Genomic DNA, 25,051 nt, shown 5'->3' on the forward strand with positions numbered 1-25,051 from the left:
ATGGCTCCGTTTCGATTAGGACCGCACGATGGCGGCGCCGATTCGTTTTCGGACCCGATCCCACAGGGCGACGAGCCCATCCGGTTCGAGGATCAGAAAGAGGATGATGAGCGCGCCGAGCACGATGCGCTGGCTCATATCCAGCACGCCCGAATTGAAGATATCGCCGAGCAGGAAGGAGCCAAGCCGTGACAGGACCAACGGAAACACGACGATCAGCGCCGCTCCGAAAAAGGCACCGCGGATCGAGGCAAGTCCGCCGATGATGACGATGAACAGGACCTGGAACGATCGGTCGAGATTGAAACCGGCGGGCTCGACAGTGCGCAAATAGGCGAACGCCCATAGGACGCCGGCGATGCCGATGATGAAGGAGGAGATTGCGAAGGCCAGAAGCTTGGTTTTCAGCACTTGCACGCCAATGATCCGTGCCGCTGTCTCATTGTCGCGCACGGCGATGAAATTGCGGCCGGTCTGCGAATTCACCAACCGATAGGCCAGCAAAGTTATGACGGCGACCACCGTCAGCGCGAAATAATATCGTCCGACCGGCCCATCGAAAACAAGACCGAAAACCGAAAGCTGAGGCGCATCAATGACGCCGGATGCGGAATCATTGGAGAACCAGCTGAATTTGGTCAGCGCCCACTGCACAAAAAACTGAGCGGCAAGCGTCGACACCGCAAGGTAAAAGCCCTTGAGGCGCAAGCTGGGAAGGCCGAATACCAGGCCGATGCCGGCCGCCGCAAAACCAGCTAGAACCATGCTGACGATTAAAGGCAGACCGTCGGCGCGAAGATTGAAGTTAAACGCCGCGAAAGCGCCGACAGCCATGAAGGCAGCACTTCCGAGCGAGACCTGCCCGGCATAGCCCGTCAGGATATTGAGCCCCAAACCGGCGAGGCTGAGCGCCAGGAATGGAAGCAGGATAGCCTCGAACAGATAGTCGGACCCGATAAGCGGCACAACGACATAGGAGATGGCAAGCCAGGCCAATGGCGTCGCCCAGCGCGCGGGGAAGCGGTATACTGGAAGATCGTAGGTGATCGTGGACATCGGTCAGACCCTTTCCACAAGCTTCTGGCCGAATAGGCCGGAAGGGCGCACGAGGAGGAAGGCGAGCGCGATGACATAGGCAAACCAGCCTTCGATACCGCCGCCGAAATATTCGCCGATATAGACCTCCGCCAGCTTCTCGGACGCACCGATCAACAATCCGCCGACGATCGCGCCTAGGATCGAATCAAACCCGCCGAGGACCAGAACCGGCAAGGCCTTTAGAACGATCAGCGACAGGGAGAATTGCACTCCGACGCGGGCTCCCCACAACAGACCAGCGACCAGCGCCACCAGACCTGCAGCGGCCCAGACCGTCGCCCAGATCCATGGCAGCCTCAACCCGACGGCGAGCGCCGCCAACTGATCGTCTGCGACAGCGCGAAAACCAAGCCCGATGCGGGTGTATCGGAAGAAGACAGAGAGTAGCAGCACCATCGAGGAGGCAACAACGGCTGCGAAGATGTCGAATTGACTGATGTAGACACCACCGACATCGAACGGCACATCCTCGATACCAAGATCAAGGCCATGCACCTGCGTGCCCCAGATCAGTTGGGCAGCCCCCTCAATGATGTAGGAGAGGCCGAGCGTCGCCATGAAGAGCGTGATCGGCGGTTTGTTGGTCAGTGGCCGCAATACCGTCCGCTCGACGGCGATTCCGATAACGACCATGATCGCGAATGTGATCGCGAATGCCAGCGGGAAGGAAATGCCGCGTTCCGTCAGACTGACGAAGGTCAGCGCCGCAAACAGAAGCATCGCCCCTTGCGCAAAATTGAGAACGCCGGATGCCTCGTAGATCAGCACGAAACCGATCGCGACCAGCGAATACATGACGCCGGAGAGAAGGCCGCCGACGAGGACCTCAGTGAAGAACAGCCAGTCGAAATCGGCCATCAGATGCCCTCCCCGTTTTCGTTCTCAGGGGCGACACCGAGATAGGCATCGATCACGCGCTGGTCGCGCTGGACCTCGTCGGGTGTTCCATCGGCGATCTTGCGACCGAAGTCGAGCACGGCGACGCGGTCGGAGAGGTCCATGACGACCCCGATATCGTGTTCGATCAACACGACTGTCGTACCGAAACGATCGCGTGCGGCGCGCACGAAATCGGCCATCTCGTTCTTTTCCATCGCCGTCATGCCGGCCATCGGCTCGTCGAGCAGCAGGATATCGGGCTCGGCCACCAGCGCGCGCGCCAATTCCACCCGTTTTTGCAGACCATAAGGCAGTGTACCGACGAGACGATCACCAACATGCGAAAGGTAGAGGAACTCGAGCACTTCCAAAGCCCGACTGCGGGCATCCCTCTGTTCCGTGCGGACTCGACCGAGGCCGACGATCTGTTCGACGAAGCTGGACCGCGTCTTATGCGCTCGTCCAACCACGACATTGTCGAGAACGCTCAAACCCTTGAACAAGGCCAGGTTTTGAAACGTGCGAGCAATGCCGAGACGGGCAAGTTTCTGCGTCGGGACCTGGGCATGGCGCCGCCCAGAGAGCCACACATAACCGCGATCGGGTCGGTATACGCCGCTGATCACATTGATGATCGAGCTCTTGCCAGCACCGTTAGGCCCGATAATGGCGAGGATTTCGCCGCGCCGTACGGACAGATCGATATCCTTCAGGGCGATGACGCCACCGAAGGACAGAGCGATGCCGGCCAGCTCCAGAACGATGCCGTCCGTTGCGCCGGCTTCAATGGGCGACGTCCAGGCCGCGCCTGTTCCTCTGTCCAAGCCTGCCAAGTGCTCCTGAACGTCCGGCGGAAACGGCGCCGCTCCCAAGCCTCCGAAGGCAAATGTCATAGTGTGCACGCCCCTGCTTTCGATGGCGCGCCACGAACCCAGCTGGACTCACCGGCGCACGCTATCCCTCCACGAACCACCCAGTTCTTGGCCTGTCATTGTTTTGAGGCTGCCGGCTTTCCGGCCGACAACATGTTGCGATTACTCGGCGGCGACTGCCGTCGCCGTTTCGGCTTCTTCCAACTCGCGGATCAACGGGATGACGTGCTTGCCGAAATACTCGACCTCTTCCTGGAAATGCAGGAAGCCGAGAAGGATGAGGTCGGCGCCGGCGCGCTTCAGGGCGATAACTCGCTCGGCGACCTGGCGGGGTGTGCCGATGAGATTGGAGCGGAAACCATCATTGTACTGAACCAGGTCCTCGAAAGAGGATTTCGCCCAGTTCCCCTCACCTTCCGGCGAGGATTTTCCGGCATTTTTCACTTCATGGCCGAAGGCGTTGACGGCCTCGGGATTGGCCTTTTCTATGATCTCGGCCAGAACGGCGCGGGCCTCCTCTTCAGTCTCGCGCACGATTGCGAAGGCATTGACGCCGACGCGCACCGAGTGGCCGTTCGCTTTTGCTTTACCTTGAATATCGGCAACCTGCTTGCTGATTTCCTCTGGCGTGTTGCCGTTGGTAAAATACCAGTCGGAAACACGCGATGCCATGTCGCGCGCAGCGCGAGAAGAGCCGCCCTGGAAGATTTCCGGCTGCGGATCAATCGGCTTGGGCTTCAGCGAATAATTGTTGAAGCGATAGAAATCGCCGTGGAACGTAAAATTGTCTTCGGTCCAGATACCGCGCAGTGCCCGGATGAATTCCTCCGATCGGCGGTAGCGCTCATCATGGTCCAGCCAGTGCTCGCCGATCGCGTGGAACTCGCCGCGGAACCAGCCACTGACGACATTGACGGCGACACGGCCATTGGTGAGGTGATTGATCGTCGCAATCTGCTTGGCCGCCAGTGTCGGGTTCCATGGCCCGGGCAGAATTGCAGCGATCACTTTCAGTGTCGTCGTCGATTCCAGCAGCGCATGACTGAAGGAGACAGATTCATGCTGGAATTCGGCGCCATAGCCGGCCGTGAATCGGATCTGGCTCAGCGCGTAGTCGAAACCGCTGGCTTCGGCGATCTGCGCCAGTTTTCTGTTGTAGTCGATTGTCCAGCTCGTACGCTGCTCGATGTTGGATATGACGAGTCCGCCCGAAACATTGGGGACCCAGTAGGCGAATTTGACCGGCTCTCTGCTGGCATAGGACATGATACACTCCCTCTTGAAACGGCTAGGCTGACGCGGCGACGAGCGCTGGACGGATTCCATGAGCGCGAGCGGCAGCGGTGTGATCGGAGACCGGCAGGACCTGCGCCAGTTCTGAAACGGCGCGCTCGATGCGCTCGCGAACTACTGGACTGGTTATCTCATAATCCGCGAAATCGGTTTCGGTGGCGTAGATCGACGTCGGCAGCGTCAGTGCGTTGAAGAAGCCGAACAGCGGGCGCAGCTGATGTTCAGTCATCAAACCGTGCAACGGTGTGCCGCCTGTAGCAGCGAGAATGACCCGCTTTCCGGTAAGTGCCCGGTAGTCGACAAGATCGAAAAGATGCTTGAGGGCGCCTGTATACGACGCCCGGTGGACCGGCGACCCGACAACCAGCACATCAGCCGCCTCAACTGCGTCGATGATCGCCCTACCCTCCGCATCCAGCTGATCGGATCGAAGCGCCTTGAAGAGAATGGGGGCAGCGTCAACCAGTTCTATGGTTCGCCCGTCGAGACCCAGCTTCGATCTGGCTGCCGCCACGGTCGCTTCCACTAGGGAGGCAGTTCGCGATGGTCGTTTTACATTTCCAGCAAGACCCAGGATTTTCATGTCGGCGACACCTCATTTGTCGCCTTAGTCTACCGATTTAGTGAATTTATGATAACGACATGATGCCAATATTTCTTTCAATCATGGATTCTCATCCTGAAATGGGGTCAACTGGACGAAATAAAAACTTTAGTGTGGCGTTCTATGTGGCCTAACAAGCTAGAGGCCATGGCGAGAGCGAAGAACTGCCAATGCCAAATCGGTTGCGCTGGTGCTGGAGCGATAAAGGAGCTCTCGCCACGACCGGGAGGCATATTTTCGCCCCGCCTCCGGCCCTTCGGCGGAATAATCCGAAAGTCAAAAAGGCCGAAATGCCATTGCAGTTACTTGGCGACCGGCCACCATTCCTAGACTAAAGAGGAGCATGCTCGATGGTATGCCCGAAACGCCTATCTATATGTAGCGCTATCCCGAATAAACGCATAAGCGACACAAGCAGCAAACAATCAGGTCAACCATGACACCTTACCTCACGAGACAGAAGCATGCTGAGGAAAGACTCGGTACAGCGCTTCAACAAATGAATGACGCAATCCGCGACGTACACAAATCCGGTATTGACGTCGATATCAGCACCCTCACCATGCACACGCCGCGTGGCCCGATGGTTCAAGTCGACCTCAAGACGTTCAACTCATATGGCGCGCCGCCAGTGTTGCGATTGGTGGAAAAATAATTTCGGTTAGATCGCTCATTGATCACCGTGCTGCGATGATCGCGTGGCTGGTTTCCACCATTGCGGTCAAGCTGACGCGCACGCGACTCTTCAGAGCAAGAGTGGGACGAATGACTTCAGGCGCTAGCCAATTTATTCGCGTCACCCGAGTAGGCGGAAGCGTCCAGCCCGGCTGAGTCTGAAGCCTGGATGGCCCTACAAGCTATAGGAGCGTTGAAGGGTTTCCCATTAAGCGCGTCCCGTACCCCGGCGAGCTGCTGCAGGCACCCTCCTTATGGCAGCTGCGTAACGACTTCAGCGCGACGCGTGTTTCAAATTTTGTCTAAAACTCCCAGGGCGGCCGCGATCCTTCGGATCCTCGACGCGTCAAAATCCTTGTCGCTCTCAAGAGCTGTCACCTCGGCCACAGTCAGACCAGTGGTTTCTGCGAGGTCGTCCAAAGAATAGCCGCGAGCCTGACGAGCCTCTGCAAGCACCGCGCCAATGGATGGGAAAACAGGGGATTTCGCAATCTTCGAGGCCATGTTCATATCTTTGAGCTTCCTTCTGGCGGCCGGAAAACAAACGGGTTTCTAGTTCCACCGCTACCGTCCGCGTCCGGTAGCGGACGATTTCTCCAATTTCCGCGGGCGCTCTTTCTAGCAGTTTGTGCGATGGAGTACAGGTCCGAGGTGGTGAAGGAGTGGACGACCCTTGAGTCCCTTCCCTGCGATCGTGATTGGCGCGCACTAGCAGGTTGACGCGAGGGCCACCCAATTGAGAGCTAACAACTAACCCAGCATCCTGAGAGACATGCGCTCCGGGCGGTTGGGGGAAAAAGCCGGCGCAAGCGCCGACCGCATATTGATCGAGGCGCATGACCGGTAGCAACCGCACATAGTCGTTCGTGTTGAGTTTCCGGCCCGACCTACCGTTCGCGACCAGGCCCCCGCCAATGCGCTTCGACCTCGGTCGCTGCAAGGATCAGCAGGTTGCGGATTTCGTGACCGTAAACACCCAGCGTTTCGGTATGGGGATGGACGGTTTGGCAGATGCGATCGAGATGGTGCGTCAGAGCGCGCGCTTGACCAGCACCTACGGCAATCGTGTCGCGCTCTTCGCCGGCGCCGGGGTTTTTAGGATGGGCGAAGCTGCCATTTATCGGCCTGGAGATGCGACGATAGTAGTGAGCTGGCGGGAGATCGAGGCGACGAAACCGCCCGGTCTCGGGTCCGCCAGGAGTAAAACAAGGAGTGTCTTCTCGAAATGCCGCCCAAATCGAGGCCCGTTTGCCCCTTTTAATATAGGTCCCCGCGCCCTGCTCGGGATTGGAAACACCTAGCCTCACTGCCTCAGAGTCTTTGGATACGCCACACCTGCGTGCCGGACCCATCTTGTCTTGGCGAAGATAGTGCGTCGGCGGCTCCTCTTCTCTCGTTCCGTCGCTCATCCCAGGCCACCCTCGCATCGTTCCAATTCATGTCTCTACACCACGCCGAAGCGCTTGCGCATTTCAGCGGTGCGTAACCACGGGCCACCGGGCAAGCGTTCGATGAATGCCGCAAAAACGCTGGTAAATGACTGGAGGGTCGTTTGGCCAGTCAGCGCTTCGGCCTGCTGCGTCGGAAGCAATGGCTGCATGTCGGTCAGAAAGCGCGGCCGGGCAAGCTTCGCGAACATCCGTTGCTCAGCCTGTGCCCGCGTGATGACTTGGCCCGAAAGTGCGACGTAGCGGCCAAAAAAATCGGCCACTTTCTCCACATTCAGGTCCTCGAACGTCTCCAGGCCATGCGCCAGGTCATAGAGATCGCGACCCTTCTCCCGCTGCAGCAGCGCGCGCAGCTTGGTGGCCAACATTTCCTCACGGGAGAATGTCGGGACGGACGCATTCCTGGTGAACCATGGATTGGCCACGCCGAACGGCAAGTCGATCGGCGGATCATACGCTTCGATCTCGCTGATGTTGGTTTCGACCTTGAGGCGGATGGGGACGCCGCCGCCGTCCTCGGCCTCAATCCGGAATTTCAACTTGGGTGCGACCGGACTTGACTCGTACTGACCGTGTCCAAGCCACGGCTCGAGGACGACACGCAAGGCGTCCAGGACCGGGCCGATCGGCCCGGCCTCTGTGCGCACGAGATCAATGTCTTCCGAGTAGCGCAGCGGAGCCGGGAAGTGCAGTTTGTTGAGGGCTGTGCCGCCGCGAAACCTCAAGGCTTCGCGCAAGAAGGGGTCGGTGAATATCGCGACCACCGCCCGGCTGATAATCAGATCCTGTTCGATCTGACGCTGATCGGCCCAAGGCGCGACATTGCCCCACGCGACAATATTCTGAGCTGGTATCATTCATCGGCCTCTGGATAGCGGCGGACGTTGACCCGCCAACGCGGGTCGCGCTCGAGCACTTCAGTAGAAAAGTCGGGATCGCCGGCTTCTTTGCGGTCCAGCTCCGTCCAGGGCAGGTTGCCGCGGTCTTCCAAGGCGGTACGCATCGACGCCAGGCGTGGGCCGTGACCCAGCCTGTCGAGAAGGTAGCCGAGGCGCTGCACGACCGGCCGTTCGGTGACGCGCGACAGGTTGGTCAGGCTTTCGAAATCAATCTGCGGCGCGATATCCCTGAGGACAGTGAAGATGTTATCAAGACCGCCGGCGCCACGAGAATACCGCAGAATGTCGAGCGCTGTGAGAGCTGGTGACGACACTCTCATCGAACCTGTCTCGGTTTTCTTGTCGACAACGCCCGCGGCGACGGTCTCCATATCCTTTCGGTAGTAGAAGACGACGCGATTGCGGCCGGCCCTGATCTTGGGGAGCCGTTTGGCCGCCACGACTTGAAACTCCATCACGGCCTGATGCGTGGCACCGTGCAGTTCGGCAGCCTTAAGCAGACCGACATAATAGGAATTCCCCTCATGGCGCATCAGCGCGTCAATGTACCAGGTTGGTGGCGGAGCGCCCAATGACATGAATTGTGGAGGGACCACGATATAGAAGTCGTGGCGCGGGTTGAGGAGTAGTTTTCGACGCTGCAAACGCTCGGCTGAGTCCAGGAACGCGCCACGATTGATGCCAAGCGCTTCGATCGCCTCTCGGCCATCAAAAACCACCCGCCCCTGGGAGAGCAAGTTTGATGTATAGGCGGAAAGCGCGGCTCGTTTATCGTGAATCATGTCCAATTATCCGCTCTATGTGCAGAAATTGCAACACGCTTTGTTTTGCTGATTAATTCATGTTCAAATATCCGCGCTACATGCGGATTTTCCAACGTGATTTTTCTCCATAGCTTGCAAATCCAGCCTTGCGCGGACCTTCGCTTTGCGCGCCGGAAGGGACTCCTCGCCAAAGCGAAGGGCGACGCTACGTCTTCACGGACGCCCGCGTTTTTCCTTAGAAGACACGCGGCGATGCAACCAGCGGTAGCTCTTGAAGTCTGCGGCATGCCCGCAGCGAAAGCGTGATCCAAAAAGCCTGATCGTGTTCTGAACCGGAGATATTAGTTTGCGGTAGCAGGCCCGGGTTCGATCAAGCTGCGATACTGAACGGACGACACCGGCGGCCGTTTTGGTGATCTACCCAACGTGGAATACCTGGTTTTCATTTTGGCGGCGATCGAATTGACTTCGCAATGATCCCAGCTCTTTTCGACCAACAGACGATGTCTTCACGGAAAGGGTGCAACGGATGCATATCAGAATGTGTTCGGCGTAGGCGGATTTTCGCTTACGGTTCGCCGGAGATGTCGGCCACGTTTTCTTTTGCCGAATCGGATATTAGCAAAGGTTATGAAGAGCGAACAACGACGCCTTGCCGCGCAAAAAGCCTTTGATCGTCTCCGTCGCGCGGGATTGCCGACGGAGGAGGATCCCCGTTTCCTCGTATGGATCGAACAATGGATCGCCGGCGAAATTGAAATGCAAGAGGTTCGGGAACGGTATCTTGGGTTCCTGCGAGAACAAGCTTCCGAACTCAAGCGGCGTGCGCTTGCCAGGGGCGCCAAGTTGCCTTCCGATCCCGGACCGCAGCCGATCGACGAAATTGACAATTTCTTAAGCGACTTCACCAAAGGTTAGCCAGTCCGTTATAATCCCTGAACGTACTGTGCTGGGCGCAGCTGCTTGATTGTGGCCCGATGTCCTCCGACGTGAAGTGCGTCGGCTTAGACTTCGGCGACAGGATTGTCCCGCCGCCGAACACCCTCCAACTTATAGAAGCCGCGGCCATCGCCAATTCGTAGCAGAGGTCGAGGTGCGGTATTAAACGTGGGATCTAGCGGTATGACAAGCCTCGTCACCGCGACCCGTCGCCAGTTTGAACTCCCCATCACGATCCGCCAAGGCGGATAGGTCGCCCGACAAATCGAAGAGCTGTTGGGCTATGATGTGCACGACCTCCCCTTCCCGTTGGATTCGGCCATTGATAGCCGTCATGCTCGATCCAAGTACAATGCGCCGGCGTCGCTCGAAGAGCTTCGGCCAGGCGAGGTTCGCCGGACCTGTCTCATCCTCGATCGTCAGAAACATCACGCCTTTTGCCGATCCGGGCATTTGACAGACCAGAACAAGACCAGCGGTCATCAACCAACGGCCATCTCGAGCCGACATGGCTTCTCCGCAGGTGACGATGCTTCGGGCGGCAAGATCCTTGCGCAAAAACGCGATCGGGTGCTCGCGTCGAGTCAAGCCGATAGGGGTGTAGTCCTGGATCACGTTGCGCTCATCTGTCATCTGCCGGAGTTTAACATCAGGCCTCTGCTGCTCGGCGATCGTCTTCATCTCGCTCTCGGCCGCGGCAACAAAGAGCGGCAGCGGCTCGTCGCGCAAAGCTTTGATCGCCCACAGCGCATCCCGTCGCTGAACGTCGAACGATGGCAGGAAAGGATCGGCCTCCGCCAGATCGACCAACGATGCTGCCGAAACGCTCGTGCGCGCCCACGTGTCATCGATGCTGTCGAAGGGGTGATCGGCAAGGGCAGCCACTATGCGTGCTGCGTCGACCGCCGCTAGTCCACGCAGCAAGCGCATGCCCAAGCGGACAGCATGGCGGCGCTCTCCCTCCAGAGCGAAATTACGTCGAGAGACCAAAGGGAAGACCTCCAAAACTACGAATTCTCGCAGCTATCCGTCTTCGATTTTTTTAACGCGCGGCGCGGCGGCCATCAACTGGCCGACCCGATTTGACTCCAACCTTGGATCGAACCGGCTAAACGCTGCTTTTCCTTGATTTTCTCCGGAAGAAAAGGAAGGCCACCAAGGTAATAGCCTCATCAAGAAGCCGAGGCGGGGGACATCCCTTTTCCTTGGAAGGGTCTCAATCAAGAGCAACGCCAGCTTGGTCAGCGCAACGGTAACCTCACCCTCCTCCAGTTGAGGACGTGCGTCCGTCGCGAGGGGTCGAACGGCGTCATGGAGCGCGATACGGCTCCCCTGAAACCCGATGAGAAGATGATCGCCGCAGTTTTGTAAGGGACGAAGCTATTGATTGATCCTTCAGACCACTCTCGCCCAGCATAGCGAAAAGCTCGTCCCTGGTGATTGGCAGCTCCAGAAAGCTAAGATACGCGTTTACCTTAACATCGTCCATGCTCTCGAACATCGCTCGCAGGATAATTTCTTGCGCCGTTTCCCTGTCATTGGTTCGTTTCTCGATAGCGTCGCAGAAGGCCAATACATCAGCGGCGAATTCATGAGCGGCGATCGCCGCGGCATTTTGAACATATAGCGGGAGCCCGCCGGTTAGCCCTCGCACGCGAATGGCGTTCTCGATGGAGGTCGGGATTCCGCCGTCCTTGAACTCCGCCGCAATCTCATCAGTTGACCAGCCACCAAGGCGCTCTGCTTCCATCGAGTAAGTGGCCTCGATTTCGCTCGCGCCGTCCCACGGCTGGGCAAGGCAAAGAAATCGAAGCTCCGGGGCCGCATCGATGAGCGAGCGTAGAGCCGCGGCTTCTAGCTTGTGCGCATTGTCGATGATGACCTGGAAGAGCATCAAGAGCACGCTCAGCTGACGGTGCAGCCAAAGACACTCAGATTCGCACACATCCGACGCCGAAGCCGCAGCATTGAAACGCGGCGCCATAAGATCCTGCAGAGCGGCGGGTTGAATGCTCGGGCACCATGAGCTGCAACCTCGCACAGACCTGCGATTGATCGGAGCATGCTCGTGCACCGGCGACAACGGAGGCCACCAAGCAGTCTGGCATGCACTTCACCGATAGAGACGGAAGCGCTTCTGGCTCGCGCAGCTGGTGCACTGGACGTGGCTACTTCAAAAAGGTCGTCCTTCACGCCAGCTGATGTCAATCCTTCCCGACCTGCCTTTCACTGAGGGTCCGGTTGTGTACCAGGCTGATCTGTGCGGAAAAGTACAGGAAGGAACCGGCCGGTCAAATGTTTGTTGTCGCCACGAAAGGAGGGTCTAATGAGCACCTTAGTCATCGAAAGCGACTTCACTGTTGCCTGGAAAGTAGTTCAAGTCAGAGTCGGCAGAGGCTTCGTCGAATCCGTCCGAGGCCCTGAAGAGGGCCTTCAATATCTTTCCTACAGGTGGCCGGTGACCTCCGGCACCTGTTACGACGAAGCCCGGCTAAAGTGTCTGCGTGCATTGCAGAAACGATTTCCTTGCGAGGCCGCTCGCGACGCATTTATCTTGGCAGCCCAGGAAGCACGAATGCTGGCTTCGTGATCACTCCGCAGGTCGTATTGGTTTCCAGCCGCGGCGAAGCGCTTAGGACCGAACAAGCCATCGAACTGTACTGCGCCGAAATCACAACGCCATCATCCAGAGGGAGCCACCAGCACATGCAGGACCTTCGAGGAGCATCAGTCGTCATCACCGGCGCATCAAGCGGCATTGGACGAGCGACCGCACTCGCATTCGCCAGGCGTTAGATTCTTGTTCCCGGCAATCTTCGAGTTGTCGGAAAGGGGCACGCGGTCAGTCTCAAGGCTCTCTTATCCCGAGCGCTTGGGCCGAATGACTTCTGATGGGCAGGGCACATCGTCCTGCAACAGGGGCCAGAGTAACAGTGGCACCCCAATCCAATGCTCTGGAGACGGCCGCTGCGCACAACAACGGTCGCCGCCGATGTCAGGGACGACGCACATCAAATTCGTGCCGTGATCAAGCCCGATATTTTGGTGCTCAACGCGGGGTCGCGGCCACGAACGAGCTGGCCGCCACACGCGGCGGCCGCCCTCAGAGGACGGCCCGGTCGGGAAGAAACATCGAGAACCAGCCGACCGCGCTAGCAACGATCACCACTCTATTCGTGAGCCCTGCAGTCGTATCAGCAGCAGCCGTTTGTAGGGTCACCAACTTATCATCGATCAACTCATTTCGCGAAACGTGATCGAATAGCGCAGTTCGTCGACCGGCGGAATGGAATGCTCCCAGTCGCTTCGCGCCGGCCCAGACAGCAGATATGCTGATCCTGGCTCGACGGTGAGCGAGACGCGCTGCCGCTTGGAACCAGCCCGCCGTCTCAGCCTGAATGTGCATGGAGATAGTAGCGAGACGCCGACGATCCTGCCAAATACCCTTTTGTCCTTGTGCCATCCGATCGGCGCGCCTTCGCCATACTCGCTGACTAGCGCTTGCTCCAGCAGGCCGGCCTCGATTCCGGCAAAGGCGGCGGCAAGCTCACGCACGGGAAGAAGGAAATCTGGGATCCTCTCGGCGGGCTTCATTCTTTCTGTCTCGAAGTCGTATTTCCACCCAAAGGAGACTACCCTTCTCTTTCCCTCGAAGCCGTGAAAATCGAAAGGTTTGAGCGGCAACAAAGGTATTTGCTCGAGGAGACGGGACTGCTCGGCTTCCGGAACAACGGTTGCTCCGTAGCGGAAGCCTTCAGGCAGTTCCGCTTCGGCTTGGGAAAACAGGTCTCCTTGGTGCGTTCGGTTCATCGCGATGTCGCTGATCTCGCGTTCTATCCCGTACCGTGCCAGGTCACAAAGCCTTCGCGGTCATATCCATCCACGCCCGATGCCGTTCCTCGTCCTGGTGCGCCTTGATGAAGAACGCTTTCGAGGCCGGTATAGCGTCTTGGTGACGCGAGGCCCGCTCGTAGGCGGTCACGGTATCATCTTCATTCGTTTTCATTGCTTTGAGGATCGCGGCATCCCCCATTAGGTCGGCGAGGGCGACCTTGCCGGTCGTCAGTATCTGTTTCATGTCGCCCCTCGTCGGGGCCTCGATCGCAAGCTCGCGCGCCATCTCGTTTAGTACCTCAAGATGCTGCAGGTGATCCTGCTTGAAGCTGGCGATCTGGCTCGCAAACTTCTTGTTGTCGAGGCGAGCAATACAGGAATCATACGCAGCGATCGCGTCATGCTCAAGATAGATCAGATCCTTGACCAAACCTTTGATGTCGGACTCGTTGCCTACCATCGTTACCATGTGATCCTCCTGTCGGTTGAGGAGGACAAACCTTTTACGCGAAATCTGGTTCCCTTCCGACGACGGTTGAGAACGACAGCGGCCAGCAGGGTCGCCGTCGGCCGCCGTGCCCAACCTGCGTCTGCGAGTGAGTTCGCAAAGGTTAGTCTACTTGTTGGCGAAGTCATACCCCGCTTTGACCAGGTCTTTAAACCATGGGCTCTCAATCTGATTGAGCGATTTTACGACTACGTGGTGATTCCACCGTGTCGGGCTGGTCTGCTTCACGTAGTGAAAATGCGGATCCTTCACCTCACGATCCAAGCAGACCGTGAGGTACAATGTGCCATCGCCCGTGCCACCGTAAGTCCACATCCAAAGAAATTTGCGCTTCCTGCAAAGGTCATTTGGCCCTTTATCTCATGGCGGCTCGGCCCGAGCCCCTTCGTAAAGGTGATGATCTTTTCAGCCATCTCCATGGTTTTTGGCTTGCTTCTGAAATCACCCGTCATCTTGTTTTCTATAGTCATGATGTTTCAATATCTCTGGTTTTTCGAAGCGATTGAGAGCGAATAATCCCGCTATAGGATTCCGGAGCATCTCGCTAACCCGAGCCGCCACGGCAGGTTCCACCCGAAATTGCCAGTCTCATGGACCGGCGGGCCCACAAGCGCATGTGACGAACTGGCTCACCGGTGACGGCTTGGCACATCAAACTTCAATCGTTGAGAATGGACCGCCGATATGAGACACTTAGGGCTAAGCCGGCTGTCAGCTTTCAGGAACTCGTTGGGCCTGTGCGAACGGCCGGAATGGTCCTCAGTCCTTCCCGAGAGAAGGGTGACAGTTCATACCGGAGACATGGGTTACACTTTTGGCCTTTGCGAGGAGAGCGAAGGTGCCTTGGCAGGAGTGCAACCGTATGGACGAGCGTCTTAAATTCGTTGCGCGGGTTCTTGATGGCGACAAGATAGCGGCGCTCTCGATACTGGTGATGCCGAGAATGTAGCAGACGGCGCTGTTGGCGGCGGAGCCCCTCCCCTGGCAAAGAATGCCCTCAGACCCCGCATAGCGCACGATCGAGAAAACGGTCAGAAAATAAGGAGCGTATTTCATGGTGCGGATGAGGTCGAGCTCGTGCCGCACGATCGGCTCCTCTGTCACTGCTGCAATCGTGCTTGGGCCTGGACTTCGACCCGCATGGTCGGCAGGTCAGTTTTGGCGAGCCTACCCTGCCATCTTTCCTGGAGGATGTCATGCTGCGGAACCTGCGGCTTTCGAATTGCTCGGTTGACGTCGCACTGTGCCGATCGGGGCGGCATGTGGTCGTCGACGTCATCGATCGCCGGGGCGATATCAAGGTGGTGTCAACCTCATGAGCAGGCTGCAATGAGAGCAATAGGCCAGACTAGCCTGCGGGCGCATCATGACCAAAGTTCGCACCCGGATGTACTCACTTCCGCCTTCGCCGCAAGAGACGTGTATGCTTAGTATTGTCTGTGTCCTGCTTGTGATATCCGCTTTCATCGCAGCGGTGGCCGCCGGCGCGATCGGTGGCCTGCTGCTCTCACTTGCGGCCTCCGTCACTGGAGCGCTCGTCGGAGCGTTTTTGGATTGGTAGGAGCCGGTGATTTGGTTTGCCCTCTGGCTGCTCCGCTCTTGCTGTTGATCGGGCTAACGATTGCACGGCTCCTGGATCGCTTGAGTAGAATAGCCGAGTTCTGCCGACGGCGACGGCCCGTGGAGGATTTTTGACCAAACGCATGAGCGGCGTGACCAAGAAGTGAGATAACGCCGGTCTTGAACCGGTTCGAACCGCCGACCTACCTCTCTTTCGCCAGCTGCGGCTGGAAAGCTTGTCAAAGCTGGTTAGAGCCGCGACGGTTCCAGCCAATTGGAAACGCGACACTTGCGCTTCGGATCAGCCCCCGATCCGACCGGCTGGGCCGGGTTGCAAGGGAGGAGCGGGGGCGGATGAGATGCCTTCGGCTTTAGCTTTGAGATATGCTCGCCACCATTCATTCTGCAGCCTCCATACGAGCCAGAGCTTTCTGTCGCCTAGCAATCACGTCCGGATCGCTCATGAAATCCTTCCTTTTACCCGGCTTGCGCCCGCGCTTCTGATATCCGTTGCTCGTGCTGCCGTCGCGAATGCCAAACATATGATCTGTCTGTCCAGTGCGACGAGGGCCGCTTTTGCTGCGCTGCTGGTCCCGCCCTGCCTGCTGTTCTATGATGACCGAGAGCACGTCATCCAGACGCTTGTTCTCGACAACAACTGACCGATGAACCGACCGCAAGGTGTCAAAGGTTCTGTAAGGTAGGACGTAACTCTCATGCATGATCTCGAGGCGTCCATCCGGATAGTCGCAAACCACGACCTTCTTGCCTGCCAAGGGTCTGGAGACAGCACTGGGTTCGAGAACGAAGAGGACTTTGTCATAGCGCAGCGTCAGGGATTGCGACAGCGTGCGAGCTTCTTTCCTACACATGGCGCCATCAAGGTTCTCATGATCGGCCAGCGGCCGGTGCATGTCCTTCGGATTGCGCGGTTGCTTGCCGAACCGCGAATTGAAAATCCGCAATGAATTCTGATGCATAGGCGTTGGCAGCCTCGATCGTATCGATACTGCGAAGCCGCAACTCCTTCACCAGCCGATCCTGCAGCGTCTGGTTGGCGCGCTCCACACGGCCTTTGGCTTGCGGAGTGTTGGCGCAGATAATGTCGATGTTCAGCTCATAGAGCGCACGTCCAAACTGCGTTAGCCCGCTCGTCCGGTCTTTCTCCGATGCATTAGTCGAGCGAAAGACGCTGTGCTTGTCGCTGTAGAACGCCAGTGGTTTGCCCCATTGCTGCAGATAAGCCTTTGTCGCATGCAGATAGTCGAACGTGTTCTCTGATCCAGCGAACCGCAGATGCAGCAGCTTGCCGGTCGCATCATCGGTATAGACCAGCAGGGCGCATTTGGGGCCGCGGTTCTCGAACCACCAATGATGCGAGCCATCGATCTGAACCAACTCACCGAAACAGTCGCGCCGGCCGCGCGGCTGGAAAACCCGCTTCTTGCGCTCACGCCGCGAGACCCAGATACCGGCCTCGGTCATCCATTGACGCAGCGTTTCCTTGGCCACCGAGATCCGGTGCAGCTCGATCAGCTTCTCGCGAGCCAGCGTCGGACCGAAATCCAGATAGCGCTCCCGGATCAGATCCAGCGCCGCATTGCGAAACTCCTCGCTATGGCGCCGGTTGCTCGGCTGCGATCGCTTCTTGGAAACGAGCCCGGCTGGACCATCCCGGTCATAGGCCTGTAGCAGCCTGTGCATCTGACTTCGGCTAAGGCCCAGCAGTTCGGCGGCCCGGACAACGCTCAGGCGTTCGTCATGGATCTTCTGGATGACTTCGAGGCGATGCAATTCTTTCTGCGACATGGTGATCATAAAGGACATGACGGCTCCGACCGCTCCTGGTCTCGACCAGGCTGAAGATCGTCATCCTTGCTCCCAACGTTGGCTTTGACCAGCGCGTCGAGAGGCGAGACTGTCGCATCTCTAACTGGCCCAACTGTCGCATTACTAAATAGCCGCTACAAAGCTTTGCGGCGTAACACCGATTTATGGAACTTCCGGAATCCGTTGTAGCGCGCGACTTTGTCGCTGGGCACTAAGTCTTGCCTAAACCCACATGTATTCGCCCATTCGGGCTTTTGGTTTCGCCCTGGTGCTCAGCGCGAGGGAAACAACTCGTCACTACTCACACGAGGCAAACCGGATCGGCGACGCTGCACATTTGCTGCTCAAGGACTGGCCTTTGGATGATGGCGAAGAATATGTCACTGCGGTGACGGCTTGCGTCGATGCGATCATCGGTCAGATCGCTCCGGAGCAATTTCGGGATGCGTGTCTGCATACGGCCGATGAAGCGGGCACCGCAGCGATAACTATAGTCACCAAGACAACAATGAAAACCGACTCGCAACTACATGCTAGTGCGTAACTTTTGCATGGCACGCACACGCAGGCAGATCGACATCCCGGAATCAGGTCATTGTCCGCATGCGAGCTGAATGGAGGTTGCCGCTCGCCCACGGTAACCGGAGGTTCACCATCTAACCAAAGTATCTATGAAGCAGCATTCCCTCCCTGTTGATTTCAAAGAGATTTCAGGCTGATATAGGCGCATCCAACTCTATGGCTTGAGAATGCAGCGCTACCAGATACAAGCACTCGAGAACGGGTCGTGGGCGATCATAGATCACCAGACCGGCAAGCCAATAGTTGACCAGCAATGGTCAAGCGAGAGAACGAGGCTGGAGGCTCAGGCCTTGGCTGATTTTCGCAATGGAATATCTGCCCCTCCACCGCAGCAGATTTCCTCGCGGCTTCAGAAGATACGTCGTGCTTGGGCACTCCTCTCTGCGAAGCGGTAGACGAGATAAGCCGCCTCGCGCTCCCGCCAAACTATGAATTTGAAATGTCATCGAACGTCGCATGACGCACTAAAGGGGACGCCGCATCCGATCCGGGACAAGAACGCTGCCTGCGATGTCGGGAGTGTTGGCGTGAACTGATGACGCCATGCCCGAAAGACGGAACCGGCGCATGCGTTAAAGAAGTGCCGGGCCTCAGTTACCCTCGCCACTCCGTATCGATCTTTCCTTCTTCCGCTTTGTGGAAATATTGGGAGCAAACCAGCCAACCCTTCAGGGGTCTAAGCAACGCGACGCATGCCACCACCGTCAGTGGCAGCGTCACAAGGAGATGTACCCAAAGCGGAATGTCGAAAGTGAACTGGAGCCATAGCGCGAATCCGAGCGCAGGAACGGCGACAATGCTCATCGAAAAAAATGCTGGTCCATCAGCGGGGTCTGCGAAGGAATAGTCCAGGCCACAAACCTCACAGGCCGGAGCCAGCGAAAGGAAACCATTGAAGAGATGGCCGCGCTGACAACGCGGGCAGCGCCCTTTAATCCCCGTGAGGGCGGGGAACGTCGTCTCGTTGTAGTCGTTTGTCATCCTCGACCTTCGTGAACGTTGATGAATCAAATCCCGTCCGTTTTCGCCGGCAGCATCGAAGCGAACTCGTCACGGGACGTCGGGTTCCCGTCGATCATCTCGTACACGGCCTTCGATCTGCCGAGGGTTGCCATCAATGAGGGTGGGCCGGAGAAGGGTTCGCCGCCTATGTGCCAGCCATCCGTGTGCAGTTCCTCGATCAGAACCCATGTGACTGACCTGAAGGCCTCCGAGCCTTCGAACTTCACCATCACGTCTGTGATCGCCTTCGCTAGCGCGTGTTTTTGGGTGCTGGTAAAGACGCCGTCTACGAGTTTGATGTTGACGAAGGGCATGGATATCTCCTCTGTGATGTGAAAACGTTGCCACGGATCAGACAATTGCGTCCGTCAGTGGACCTCGATGACGAGCTTGCCGTTGGCCTTTCGGTTCTCCATCAGCTCATGCGCGCTCGCTGCATCGTCCAACGTGAATCTTCTTGGATCGACCCTTGGCGAGACCTTCCCCGCTTCCACGAGCTTCGTCGCCTCGCGCATGATATCGCCGTGATGCTCCCGTCCCTCGCCTGTCAGCAGGGGGATCAAGGTGAACACACCGGAGTAGGTTGCCGACTTAAATGATAACGGGGCCAGTGCGTGTGTTCCCCAGCCAAGACAGCTCACGACATGACCGAACCGGCCAACGGCTTTAAAAGCGGTGTCCAGTCCCGCACCGCCGACCGTGTCGTAGACCACATCGAAGCCCTTGCCGGCGGAATGCTTCGCCACATAGCTATCGACGTCCGCCGCACCGTAGTCGATCGGTGTTGCTCCGAGACCGCGGAGATATTCAGTCTTGGCAGCGGAGTCGACCGCATAGACTTTTGCCCCTAGAGCAATGCCGATCTGTACGGCGATATGCCCAACGCCGCCGCCCGCGCCTAGCACCAGAAGACTTTGACCTGCCTGGAGGTTGACACGGTCAACGAGACCCTCCCATGCGGTGATGAAAATCAAGGGAAGCGCGGCCGCGTCGCGCATCGTCAGATTTGACGGTTTTACCGCCAATAGCCGCTCGTCGACCGAGGCGTATTCAGCGAGTGACCCCTGGTTGCCGCCGACGCCGCCGGTCATTCCGTAAACCTCGTCACCCGCCGAAAAGCGGGTTACGCCCTCTCCCACTTCTGCCACCACACCAGCCAAGTCGATACCGAGTACCGCGGGAAAGCCGTGCTTCGCATGGGCTGCGGCTCCCGCCCTGATTTTCGTGTCGAGAGGATTGACCCCGCTTGCTTTCACACGGACCAGAACCTGGCTGCGCCCGGGTCGTGGGTGCGGGATGTCTGCTATCCTGAAGGGCCCATTGGCGGCCTCGACGACCGCAGCTTTCATCGTCGGCATCTTCTGTCTCCTGATGATTGTGTTCCGGGACAGTGCGCCAACTTCCGCAGACTGGAAATCATATATACCTTTAGGGGCGAGCGGCTTTCACGCGAGATTGCGATCCGCGCCTGCGCTTCGCGCACTAATGGAACGTATTATTTCGATCTTGCTGGAAAGGAGTACCCTCTTTCTGGCGGCATCTTCGGTCAGGCGGAGCGGCCGCGGTTATGGGGGCTGAAAGTGGACAGACTGCTCGACAAGGTCATCGCCGCGCATGGAGGTCTGACGAACTGGAACAGGTGTCGAGTTGCCAATGCAATGGCGAGCATCAAAGGTCCGTTCTGTCCGGCCGGCTCGACCGAAACATCCAGGCAAGTGACGGTCATCATTCACCGGAACAGGGTCACAGTCGAGCCACTGGGATGTATCGATTGCCTAAGCGACCTCGATTGCAACCGACTGTCCGTTACTCGAAAAGACGGCGCGGCAGTCATGCGGCTCGAGGATGCCCACCTCGCGCACCCGCAGTTCGGGCCACCCATTGCCCCCCTGTCGGGTGTCCTGATGACGTGCTCCACCGTGCGATCACTGCTGACCTCGCCCTTCATGCTGGGGACCGAAGGAGTGGAGATAAGCGAACTCGTCCCATGGAACGAAGCGGGTGGTCAATGGCGCGTCTTGAGGGCGGAATTCCCTCCCGAGCTTTCCACCCCCGCTCGTGTTCAGGATTTCTTCTTCGACGCCAACTTCCTCCTGCGGCGGCACGACTATGACGTCGATCGCGGCTCGGGCATGACGGTGTGCGAGCTTGTCACGGACTACGTCGATGTGAGCGGCTTGAGGATGCCAACGTCACTTACAGGCTATCCCCGACGCCCAGACCTAACGCCCGACACCGCGCGTGAACTGATATCTGTCGAGCTCACCAATCTCGTTTTTTCGTAGCTCGGCGTTCCCCGACCAAACGCACCTGTGTATGAGGCCGATGAGGCCGTAGCTGAACCCATCTGGCGAAGAAAGAAGCATCGATGAAAGACCTCACCCGCTGCGTCATGACACCCGAAGTCAAGATTGAAGGCTTCAAGTCGCTAGCCGTCGGCGTCCACCGGGCGTCGACAATCGTGTTCGACAACGCCGAGGACTATTCGAACCGCGGAGATCGCGGTCCAGACGGATACAGTTACGGCCTCTACGGCACGCCGACCACGAGAACTCTGGAGGCAAAGCTGACGGCGCTTGAGCAAGGTGCGAGAACCTTTCTCGTGCCCTCGGGACAAGCCGCCAATACGATCGCGGTCCTGCCGTTCCTCAAGGCTGGCGACGGCATCCTGATAACCGACTCCACCTACCCGCCGATGCGCGATTTCGCTAATACCGACCTCGCGCGTTTCGGCGTGGAAGTGAGCTACTACAATCCTGTCGATCTCGCCGACCTTGAAACCAAGATCGATAATCGAACGAAGATCGTCTGGTGCGAGTCACCAGGTTCCACGACGATGGAAGTGCAGGACCTGCCGAAGATTGCCGCGATCGCACATCGCCACGGCGCACTGGTCGGCTGCGATAATACCTGGGCGACGCCGCTTAACTACAAGCCCCTCACTCACGGAGCCGACATCGTCACCGAAGGCCTAACCAAATACATCTCAGGCCACTCTGACCTGTTATTGGGATCGCTGACTGTTCGCGAGGAGCAGCTCGTCGCTCCGATCCGGTCCACGCTCGGTCGATTGGGTATCTCTGTTTCGCCGGACGACGCCTCGATGGTATTGAGAGGCATGGAGACCCTGGGCGTCCGGATGCGGCACGCTTACGAAGTGGCGATGTCTCTTATCGGAAGACTTCAAGAGTCAGAAATCGTTCAACGGGTGATACATCCCGCATTACCATCCGATCCCGGAAATCCGATCTGGAGGCGCGACTTCCTTGGTGCATCTGCGGTTTTCGGTGTGGTTTTCGCACCTGGAATAGCCGGCCATGTTCCGCCATCGCTAGACGTCCTGAAGACTTTTGCGATCGGAGCGTCATGGGGCGGCACGAGGAGCCTCGTCGCGCCGATGTCGGTCAAAGCGCACCGATCTGCGACAAGCTGGCCAGGAGACGATCTGATCCTGCGGATGAGTGTCGGCTTGGAAGACCAACGCGACCTCCTGGACGACATCGATGCGCTCCTAGCGGAAATTGCGTCCCGCGCACGTGGCTATCGATGACGCATCGTCTAGCCCGGAACAGTTTGCAACCGTTTCTGTGATCGAAGGAAACCAAGGGTCACGCCCATGGCCAGCCATGCGAGGAAGCCCGCTGTAAGGGTCCCTAGCACAAATAGCCGATGCAGGTCATCGGGAACGAGCGATGCGGCGTCGGGAGCGACAGGCGCTCCGTACAGAAAGGGTGCTGCTAGAAGCAAGGCGGAAACGAGATACGCGGGAGCACGCTGAAACCTCGCAATCAAGAGCAATGCGACTGCGGTGCAGGCCGCACAGGAGAGCCACCAGAGCCGCCGTTGAACGAGATCGGCAGCTGGCATTCCCGGAAGCTCAGGTGGCAGGCCAAGTGCAGGTACGAGGCCGACTGCCAGGAAGCTACCCGCACCCCACAACAGCCCCGACCACCAGCTTTGCAACCCGCCGCTCACTTCCGCGACGACGGTGACGAGAAACGCGTATCCGACGAATGCGAGTATCATTGCCGCCAAGGTGGGGAAGTTCCTTCCGAGGGCCGCGCTCTCGCCGTGCTCATGAAGAGCTTGGTACCCCGCCGCCGCGTGTTCGGAGCCATGCTCGAAAACCTCGGCTTGTAGGATGATCGGCACGTTGACCGCGATGTTGAGGGCGGAGGCAAGCACGCCTCCGATTACACCGGCGAGCAACGCCAGAAAGAACAATCGCTGAAAATGGCTCACAGCCGCACCTCAGTGGCAGGGAAAACTCAGGGTATGACGGACGTCGTGCGCGGCGTCGTGGAGCGCCGGGATGTTTGCAAATCCCACGCCACCTACGAGAAGCCCGCCCAGGACCGCCATGGCGCAAAGGGAAAGAACCCTTGCGGTAAATCCGACTGCGATCGGTTTTTTCTTTGTAATGGCTGTCATCTTCGTTCCTTTCGTTGATCGACAACGTTTCGGTTGATCATTACAGTCCGGACGGATCGCGGGCCCGCTCCCCGGCTAGGCCCTGGGATCGGTTATCCTGCGCCGGGGCACCCCCGAAAGCTATCCGGGTCACCAGCAGCGCGGCGACCAGGCCGAGCAGTTGGGCGACAGCGAAAGTGGCGGCCGTTGGCAAGCTCAGAGACACAGGGCCTTCTGCGAAAGTCGCCGCGATCGTGACGGCGGGGTTCGCGTAGGACGTCGACGGTGTCGCCAGGATCGCCGCCGTTAGCCAGGCCCCGACCGCGAAGGGACCAGTGTCCCATTTACTGCTTCGCGCACAGCTTATGACAATGATCAGAAGCCCTGCCGCGGCCACCAACTCGCTGACTGCAAGCCCCATTGACGGGGTTTCCCCAAACGAAGGCCTGACCGTTTCCTGGAACATGAATGTGGCGATCAATGAGCCGCATATGCCTCCGGCAATCTGACTCAGGACGTAGGATATGGTGCACGCCGTGGCCCGCTCCCCGCGGAGCCATTGTCCGATTGTAATCAGCGGATTGTAATGTCCGCCGGAAACTTTCCCCAGGGCAACGATTAGACCAACCAATGACCCAGCGATCGAGACCGCAATGATGATCGACGCGACCAAAGGCTCGTCGGCCTGCTTTTGCTGCACGGCCAGACCCGATCCTACCATCGCGACGGTAAGAAGACATGTTCCGACCGCTTCTACAAACGAGCGCCGCAATATCGGCAGCGACCCATCGATTTCGAAAAAGCAGGATGCCTCCCGGGCGTTGTCAGGCATTGGGGTGCGGCCGAGTTATTTCGTGCGTGTGCCGAGCTTCCAGTTCCGCCATTTTGACGGCGAGGTCACCTGGCGTGAGAATGCCCTTCTGGAAGAGAATGTTCGCGAAGGCTACGATCCAGCGCTCGTAATACGACAGTTTCCCGATCATCTCCGAACCGAGCGCTTCGACGCCTCGGCGCTTCTCTTCAGTGTTGATGATCTTGTGAAAATCAAGGACGTCGGCGAGTGCGTGGCAGCGCTTTTCCCACGGGAGCAGTTCGTGCTCCACCCGTTCGATCTTGCCGCTGGCTTCGCCTCCGATGTCGTTTGGAAGCTTCTTGACGAGGAGTTCACTGGACATCACGCCGCCTCCTTTTGATATTCGACAGGGATCACGCCGATCATTGCGTCGCGGGTCACCAAAGCCGCGAGGTCCTCTTCAGACATCGTTTCCGTTCCGGGCGGTCTCATCGGCAGCACCAGGTAGCGCACCATGGCGGTCGAATCGCTGACGATGATCTCGACCCCGTCTGGGATATGCGTCCCGAATTCCTCGAGAACGGCTCGCGGTTCGTACACGGCGCGGGCCCTATATGGCTTCAGCTTGTACCAGTCGGGCGGAAGACCCAAGACGGGCCGCGGGTAGCATGAACACAGCGTGCATACGATGAGGTTGTGGACCTTCGGCGTGTTTTCGAGGACGATCAACTGCGTGTCGTCGTAGAAGGTGATCCCCAGCTCCTCGCACCCCTTGCGCCCGTCATCGAGCAACCGCCGCCGGAACCCCTCGTCTACCCATGCGCGAGCCACGACTTTGGCACCCAGTGCCGGCGTGCGGGAGTCCAGCACCTCGATCTGTCTTCGTATCTCGCCCGCGCCGAAGAGCCGGCGCTCGATCAACAGCTCCCGCACTGCGGTTTCCATCAAGTCGTAGTAGCCGGGAGCATCCGCGATCGTTATTTCCTGGTGCGGATGAGAATGCCCTGCATCGCCATGGCCATGATCATGGCCATCGTGATCGTTGTCTTCCGTCTCCATGG

27 protein-coding genes and 4 pseudogenes are annotated in these 25,051 nt (G+C 58.3%); 7 read left to right on the forward strand and 24 right to left on the reverse strand.

Features of this window, described 5'->3' with window-relative positions; translation table 11 throughout:
• Positions 1-15: 15 nt before the first annotated feature.
• The 5 genes from A7X77_RS11325 to msuE all read right to left on the reverse strand — a co-directional run bounded on the left by A7X77_RS11325 (position 16) and on the right by msuE (position 4,725).
• Positions 16-1,056, reverse strand: coding sequence for a branched-chain amino acid ABC transporter permease (locus A7X77_RS11325; RefSeq protein WP_064683004.1), 1,041 nt, complete (start codon positions 1,054-1,056; stop codon positions 16-18).
• Positions 1,057-1,059: 3 nt separating this feature from the next.
• A complete protein-coding gene (locus A7X77_RS11330) occupies positions 1,060-1,956 on the reverse strand; it encodes a branched-chain amino acid ABC transporter permease (RefSeq protein WP_064683005.1) in 897 nt (298 codons plus the stop codon).
• Complete coding sequence (locus tag A7X77_RS11335; RefSeq protein ID WP_064683006.1) at positions 1,956-2,870, reverse strand: ABC transporter ATP-binding protein; 915 nt, start codon at positions 2,868-2,870, stop codon at positions 1,956-1,958. The genes A7X77_RS11330 and A7X77_RS11335 overlap by 1 nt, the downstream gene beginning before the upstream one ends.
• Before the next feature lie 141 nt (positions 2,871-3,011).
• A complete protein-coding gene (gene sfnG, locus A7X77_RS11340; protein ID WP_064683007.1) occupies positions 3,012-4,115 on the reverse strand; it encodes a dimethylsulfone monooxygenase SfnG in 1,104 nt (367 codons plus the stop codon).
• A gap of 22 nt (positions 4,116-4,137) precedes the next feature.
• Complete coding sequence (msuE, locus tag A7X77_RS11345; protein WP_064683008.1) at positions 4,138-4,725, reverse strand: FMN reductase; 588 nt, start codon at positions 4,723-4,725, stop codon at positions 4,138-4,140.
• A gap of 457 nt (positions 4,726-5,182) precedes the next feature.
• On the opposite strand from msuE, the gene A7X77_RS11350 reads away from it, so the two are divergent.
• Positions 5,183-5,401, forward strand: coding sequence for a hypothetical protein (locus A7X77_RS11350; RefSeq protein WP_064683009.1), 219 nt, complete (start codon positions 5,183-5,185; stop codon positions 5,399-5,401).
• A gap of 311 nt (positions 5,402-5,712) precedes the next feature.
• Here the strand turns inward: A7X77_RS11350 and A7X77_RS11355 are convergent, their stop codons facing one another.
• The 4 genes from A7X77_RS11355 to A7X77_RS11370 form a co-directional block, all read right to left on the reverse strand.
• Positions 5,713-5,931, reverse strand: coding sequence for a helix-turn-helix domain-containing protein (locus A7X77_RS11355; protein ID WP_064683010.1), 219 nt, complete (start codon positions 5,929-5,931; stop codon positions 5,713-5,715).
• Between the two features lie 377 nt (positions 5,932-6,308).
• Positions 6,309-6,830, reverse strand: coding sequence for a hypothetical protein (locus A7X77_RS32220; RefSeq protein WP_245293741.1), 522 nt, complete (start codon positions 6,828-6,830; stop codon positions 6,309-6,311).
• A 35-nt stretch (positions 6,831-6,865) separates the two neighbouring features.
• Complete coding sequence (locus tag A7X77_RS11365) at positions 6,866-7,726, reverse strand: nucleotidyl transferase AbiEii/AbiGii toxin family protein (protein WP_064683012.1); 861 nt, start codon at positions 7,724-7,726, stop codon at positions 6,866-6,868.
• A complete protein-coding gene (locus A7X77_RS11370; protein WP_064683013.1) occupies positions 7,723-8,550 on the reverse strand; it encodes a type IV toxin-antitoxin system AbiEi family antitoxin domain-containing protein in 828 nt (275 codons plus the stop codon). The genes A7X77_RS11365 and A7X77_RS11370 overlap by 4 nt, the downstream gene beginning before the upstream one ends.
• Before the next feature lie 612 nt (positions 8,551-9,162).
• On the opposite strand from A7X77_RS11370, the gene A7X77_RS11375 reads away from it, so the two are divergent.
• Positions 9,163-9,450: a hypothetical protein gene (locus A7X77_RS11375; protein ID WP_064683014.1), complete on the forward strand. Its 288-nt coding sequence runs from the start codon at positions 9,163-9,165 to the stop codon at positions 9,448-9,450.
• Positions 9,451-9,654: 204 nt separating this feature from the next.
• On the opposite strand, the pseudogene dnaE2 reads toward A7X77_RS11375, so the two are convergent.
• Together dnaE2 and A7X77_RS11385 are read right to left on the reverse strand one after the other, a co-directional pair.
• A pseudogene (dnaE2, locus tag A7X77_RS11380) lies at positions 9,655-10,494 on the reverse strand (error-prone DNA polymerase); the annotation flags it as partial.
• 286 nt (positions 10,495-10,780) lie between these two features.
• The gene (locus A7X77_RS11385; RefSeq protein ID WP_064683016.1) at positions 10,781-11,455 is read right to left on the reverse strand and encodes a hypothetical protein; all 675 of its coding nucleotides are present in this window, start codon (positions 11,453-11,455) and stop codon (positions 10,781-10,783) included.
• Between the two features lie 342 nt (positions 11,456-11,797).
• On the opposite strand from A7X77_RS11385, the gene A7X77_RS11390 reads away from it, so the two are divergent.
• On the forward strand, positions 11,798-12,061 hold the full coding sequence (locus A7X77_RS11390; protein ID WP_064683017.1) for a DUF982 domain-containing protein: 264 nt from the start codon (positions 11,798-11,800) through the stop codon (positions 12,059-12,061).
• Between the two features lie 644 nt (positions 12,062-12,705).
• Here A7X77_RS11390 and A7X77_RS11395 read toward each other — a convergent pair.
• The 4 genes and pseudogenes from A7X77_RS11395 to A7X77_RS32230 form a co-directional block, all read right to left on the reverse strand.
• Entirely contained in the window at positions 12,706-13,281 is a 576-nt protein-coding gene (locus A7X77_RS11395; protein ID WP_064683018.1) for an alpha-ketoglutarate-dependent dioxygenase AlkB, read from the reverse strand.
• Positions 13,282-13,324: 43 nt separating this feature from the next.
• Positions 13,325-13,774: a ferritin-like domain-containing protein gene (locus A7X77_RS11400; RefSeq protein ID WP_064683019.1), complete on the reverse strand. Its 450-nt coding sequence runs from the start codon at positions 13,772-13,774 to the stop codon at positions 13,325-13,327.
• A 147-nt stretch (positions 13,775-13,921) separates the two neighbouring features.
• Positions 13,922-14,128: a DUF5655 domain-containing protein gene (locus A7X77_RS34400; RefSeq protein ID WP_082928178.1), complete on the reverse strand. Its 207-nt coding sequence runs from the start codon at positions 14,126-14,128 to the stop codon at positions 13,922-13,924.
• A gap of 606 nt (positions 14,129-14,734) precedes the next feature.
• A pseudogene (locus A7X77_RS32230) lies at positions 14,735-14,899 on the reverse strand (PHP domain-containing protein); the annotation flags it as partial.
• On the opposite strand from A7X77_RS32230, the pseudogene A7X77_RS33920 reads away from it, so the two are divergent.
• Positions 14,896-15,132 (forward strand): annotated as a pseudogene (locus A7X77_RS33920) (amylo-alpha-1,6-glucosidase); the annotation flags it as partial. The pseudogenes A7X77_RS32230 and A7X77_RS33920 overlap by 4 nt on opposite strands.
• 639 nt (positions 15,133-15,771) lie before the next feature.
• Here the strand turns inward: A7X77_RS33920 and A7X77_RS11410 are convergent.
• A pseudogene (locus tag A7X77_RS11410) lies at positions 15,772-17,200 on the reverse strand (ISNCY family transposase).
• Positions 17,201-17,435: 235 nt separating this feature from the next.
• Here A7X77_RS11410 and A7X77_RS11415 point away from each other — a divergent pair.
• Positions 17,436-17,747 carry a DUF982 domain-containing protein gene (locus tag A7X77_RS11415; RefSeq protein WP_082928078.1) on the forward strand — a complete coding sequence of 104 codons (312 nt, stop codon included), beginning with the start codon at positions 17,436-17,438 and terminating at the stop codon, positions 17,745-17,747.
• A gap of 632 nt (positions 17,748-18,379) precedes the next feature.
• On the opposite strand, the gene A7X77_RS11420 is transcribed toward A7X77_RS11415, so the two are convergent.
• From A7X77_RS11420 to A7X77_RS11430, 3 genes are read right to left on the reverse strand one after another with little or no spacing between them, the layout of a single operon-like run.
• A complete protein-coding gene (locus A7X77_RS11420; protein ID WP_064683021.1) occupies positions 18,380-18,766 on the reverse strand; it encodes a DUF983 domain-containing protein in 387 nt (128 codons plus the stop codon).
• A gap of 26 nt (positions 18,767-18,792) precedes the next feature.
• Positions 18,793-19,101, reverse strand: a complete 309-nt coding sequence (locus A7X77_RS11425; protein ID WP_064683022.1) for a tautomerase family protein — start codon at positions 19,099-19,101, stop codon at positions 18,793-18,795.
• A 54-nt stretch (positions 19,102-19,155) separates the two neighbouring features.
• The gene (locus tag A7X77_RS11430) at positions 19,156-20,145 is read right to left on the reverse strand and encodes a zinc-dependent alcohol dehydrogenase family protein (RefSeq protein ID WP_064683023.1); all 990 of its coding nucleotides are present in this window, start codon (positions 20,143-20,145) and stop codon (positions 19,156-19,158) included.
• Positions 20,146-20,367: 222 nt separating this feature from the next.
• Between A7X77_RS11430 and A7X77_RS11435 the strand changes: the two genes are divergently transcribed.
• Together A7X77_RS11435 and A7X77_RS11440 are read left to right on the forward strand one after the other, a co-directional pair.
• Positions 20,368-21,072 (forward strand): hypothetical protein, encoded by a 705-nt coding sequence (locus A7X77_RS11435; protein WP_064683024.1) that lies wholly within the window; start codon positions 20,368-20,370, stop codon positions 21,070-21,072.
• 83 nt (positions 21,073-21,155) lie between these two features.
• A complete protein-coding gene (locus tag A7X77_RS11440; protein ID WP_064683025.1) occupies positions 21,156-22,337 on the forward strand; it encodes a trans-sulfuration enzyme family protein in 1,182 nt (393 codons plus the stop codon).
• Between the two features lie 8 nt (positions 22,338-22,345).
• Here the strand turns inward: A7X77_RS11440 and A7X77_RS11445 are convergent, their stop codons facing one another.
• Genes A7X77_RS11445 through A7X77_RS11460 form a run of 5 tightly spaced genes read right to left on the reverse strand, consistent with a single transcriptional unit; the run spans position 22,346 to position 25,049 of the window.
• Positions 22,346-23,029, reverse strand: coding sequence for a CbtA family protein (locus tag A7X77_RS11445; protein ID WP_064683026.1), 684 nt, complete (start codon positions 23,027-23,029; stop codon positions 22,346-22,348).
• Positions 23,030-23,038: 9 nt separating this feature from the next.
• Entirely contained in the window at positions 23,039-23,218 is a 180-nt protein-coding gene (locus A7X77_RS32245) for a CbtB domain-containing protein (protein ID WP_064711981.1), read from the reverse strand.
• 40 nt (positions 23,219-23,258) lie between these two features.
• Entirely contained in the window at positions 23,259-24,029 is a 771-nt protein-coding gene (locus A7X77_RS11450) for an aquaporin (protein WP_082928077.1), read from the reverse strand.
• Positions 24,022-24,372, reverse strand: a complete 351-nt coding sequence (locus A7X77_RS11455) for an SH3-like domain-containing protein (RefSeq protein WP_064683027.1) — start codon at positions 24,370-24,372, stop codon at positions 24,022-24,024. Before A7X77_RS11455 ends, A7X77_RS11450 begins: the two co-directional genes overlap by 8 nt.
• The gene (locus tag A7X77_RS11460; RefSeq protein WP_064683028.1) at positions 24,372-25,049 is read right to left on the reverse strand and encodes a nitrile hydratase subunit alpha; all 678 of its coding nucleotides are present in this window, start codon (positions 25,047-25,049) and stop codon (positions 24,372-24,374) included. The genes A7X77_RS11455 and A7X77_RS11460 overlap by 1 nt, the downstream gene beginning before the upstream one ends.
• Positions 25,050-25,051 lie beyond the last annotated feature (2 nt).

The sequence above is a fragment of the Rhizobium bangladeshense genome (assembly GCF_001662075.1).
Lineage (GTDB): Bacteria > Pseudomonadota > Alphaproteobacteria > Rhizobiales > Rhizobiaceae > Rhizobium > Rhizobium bangladeshense_B.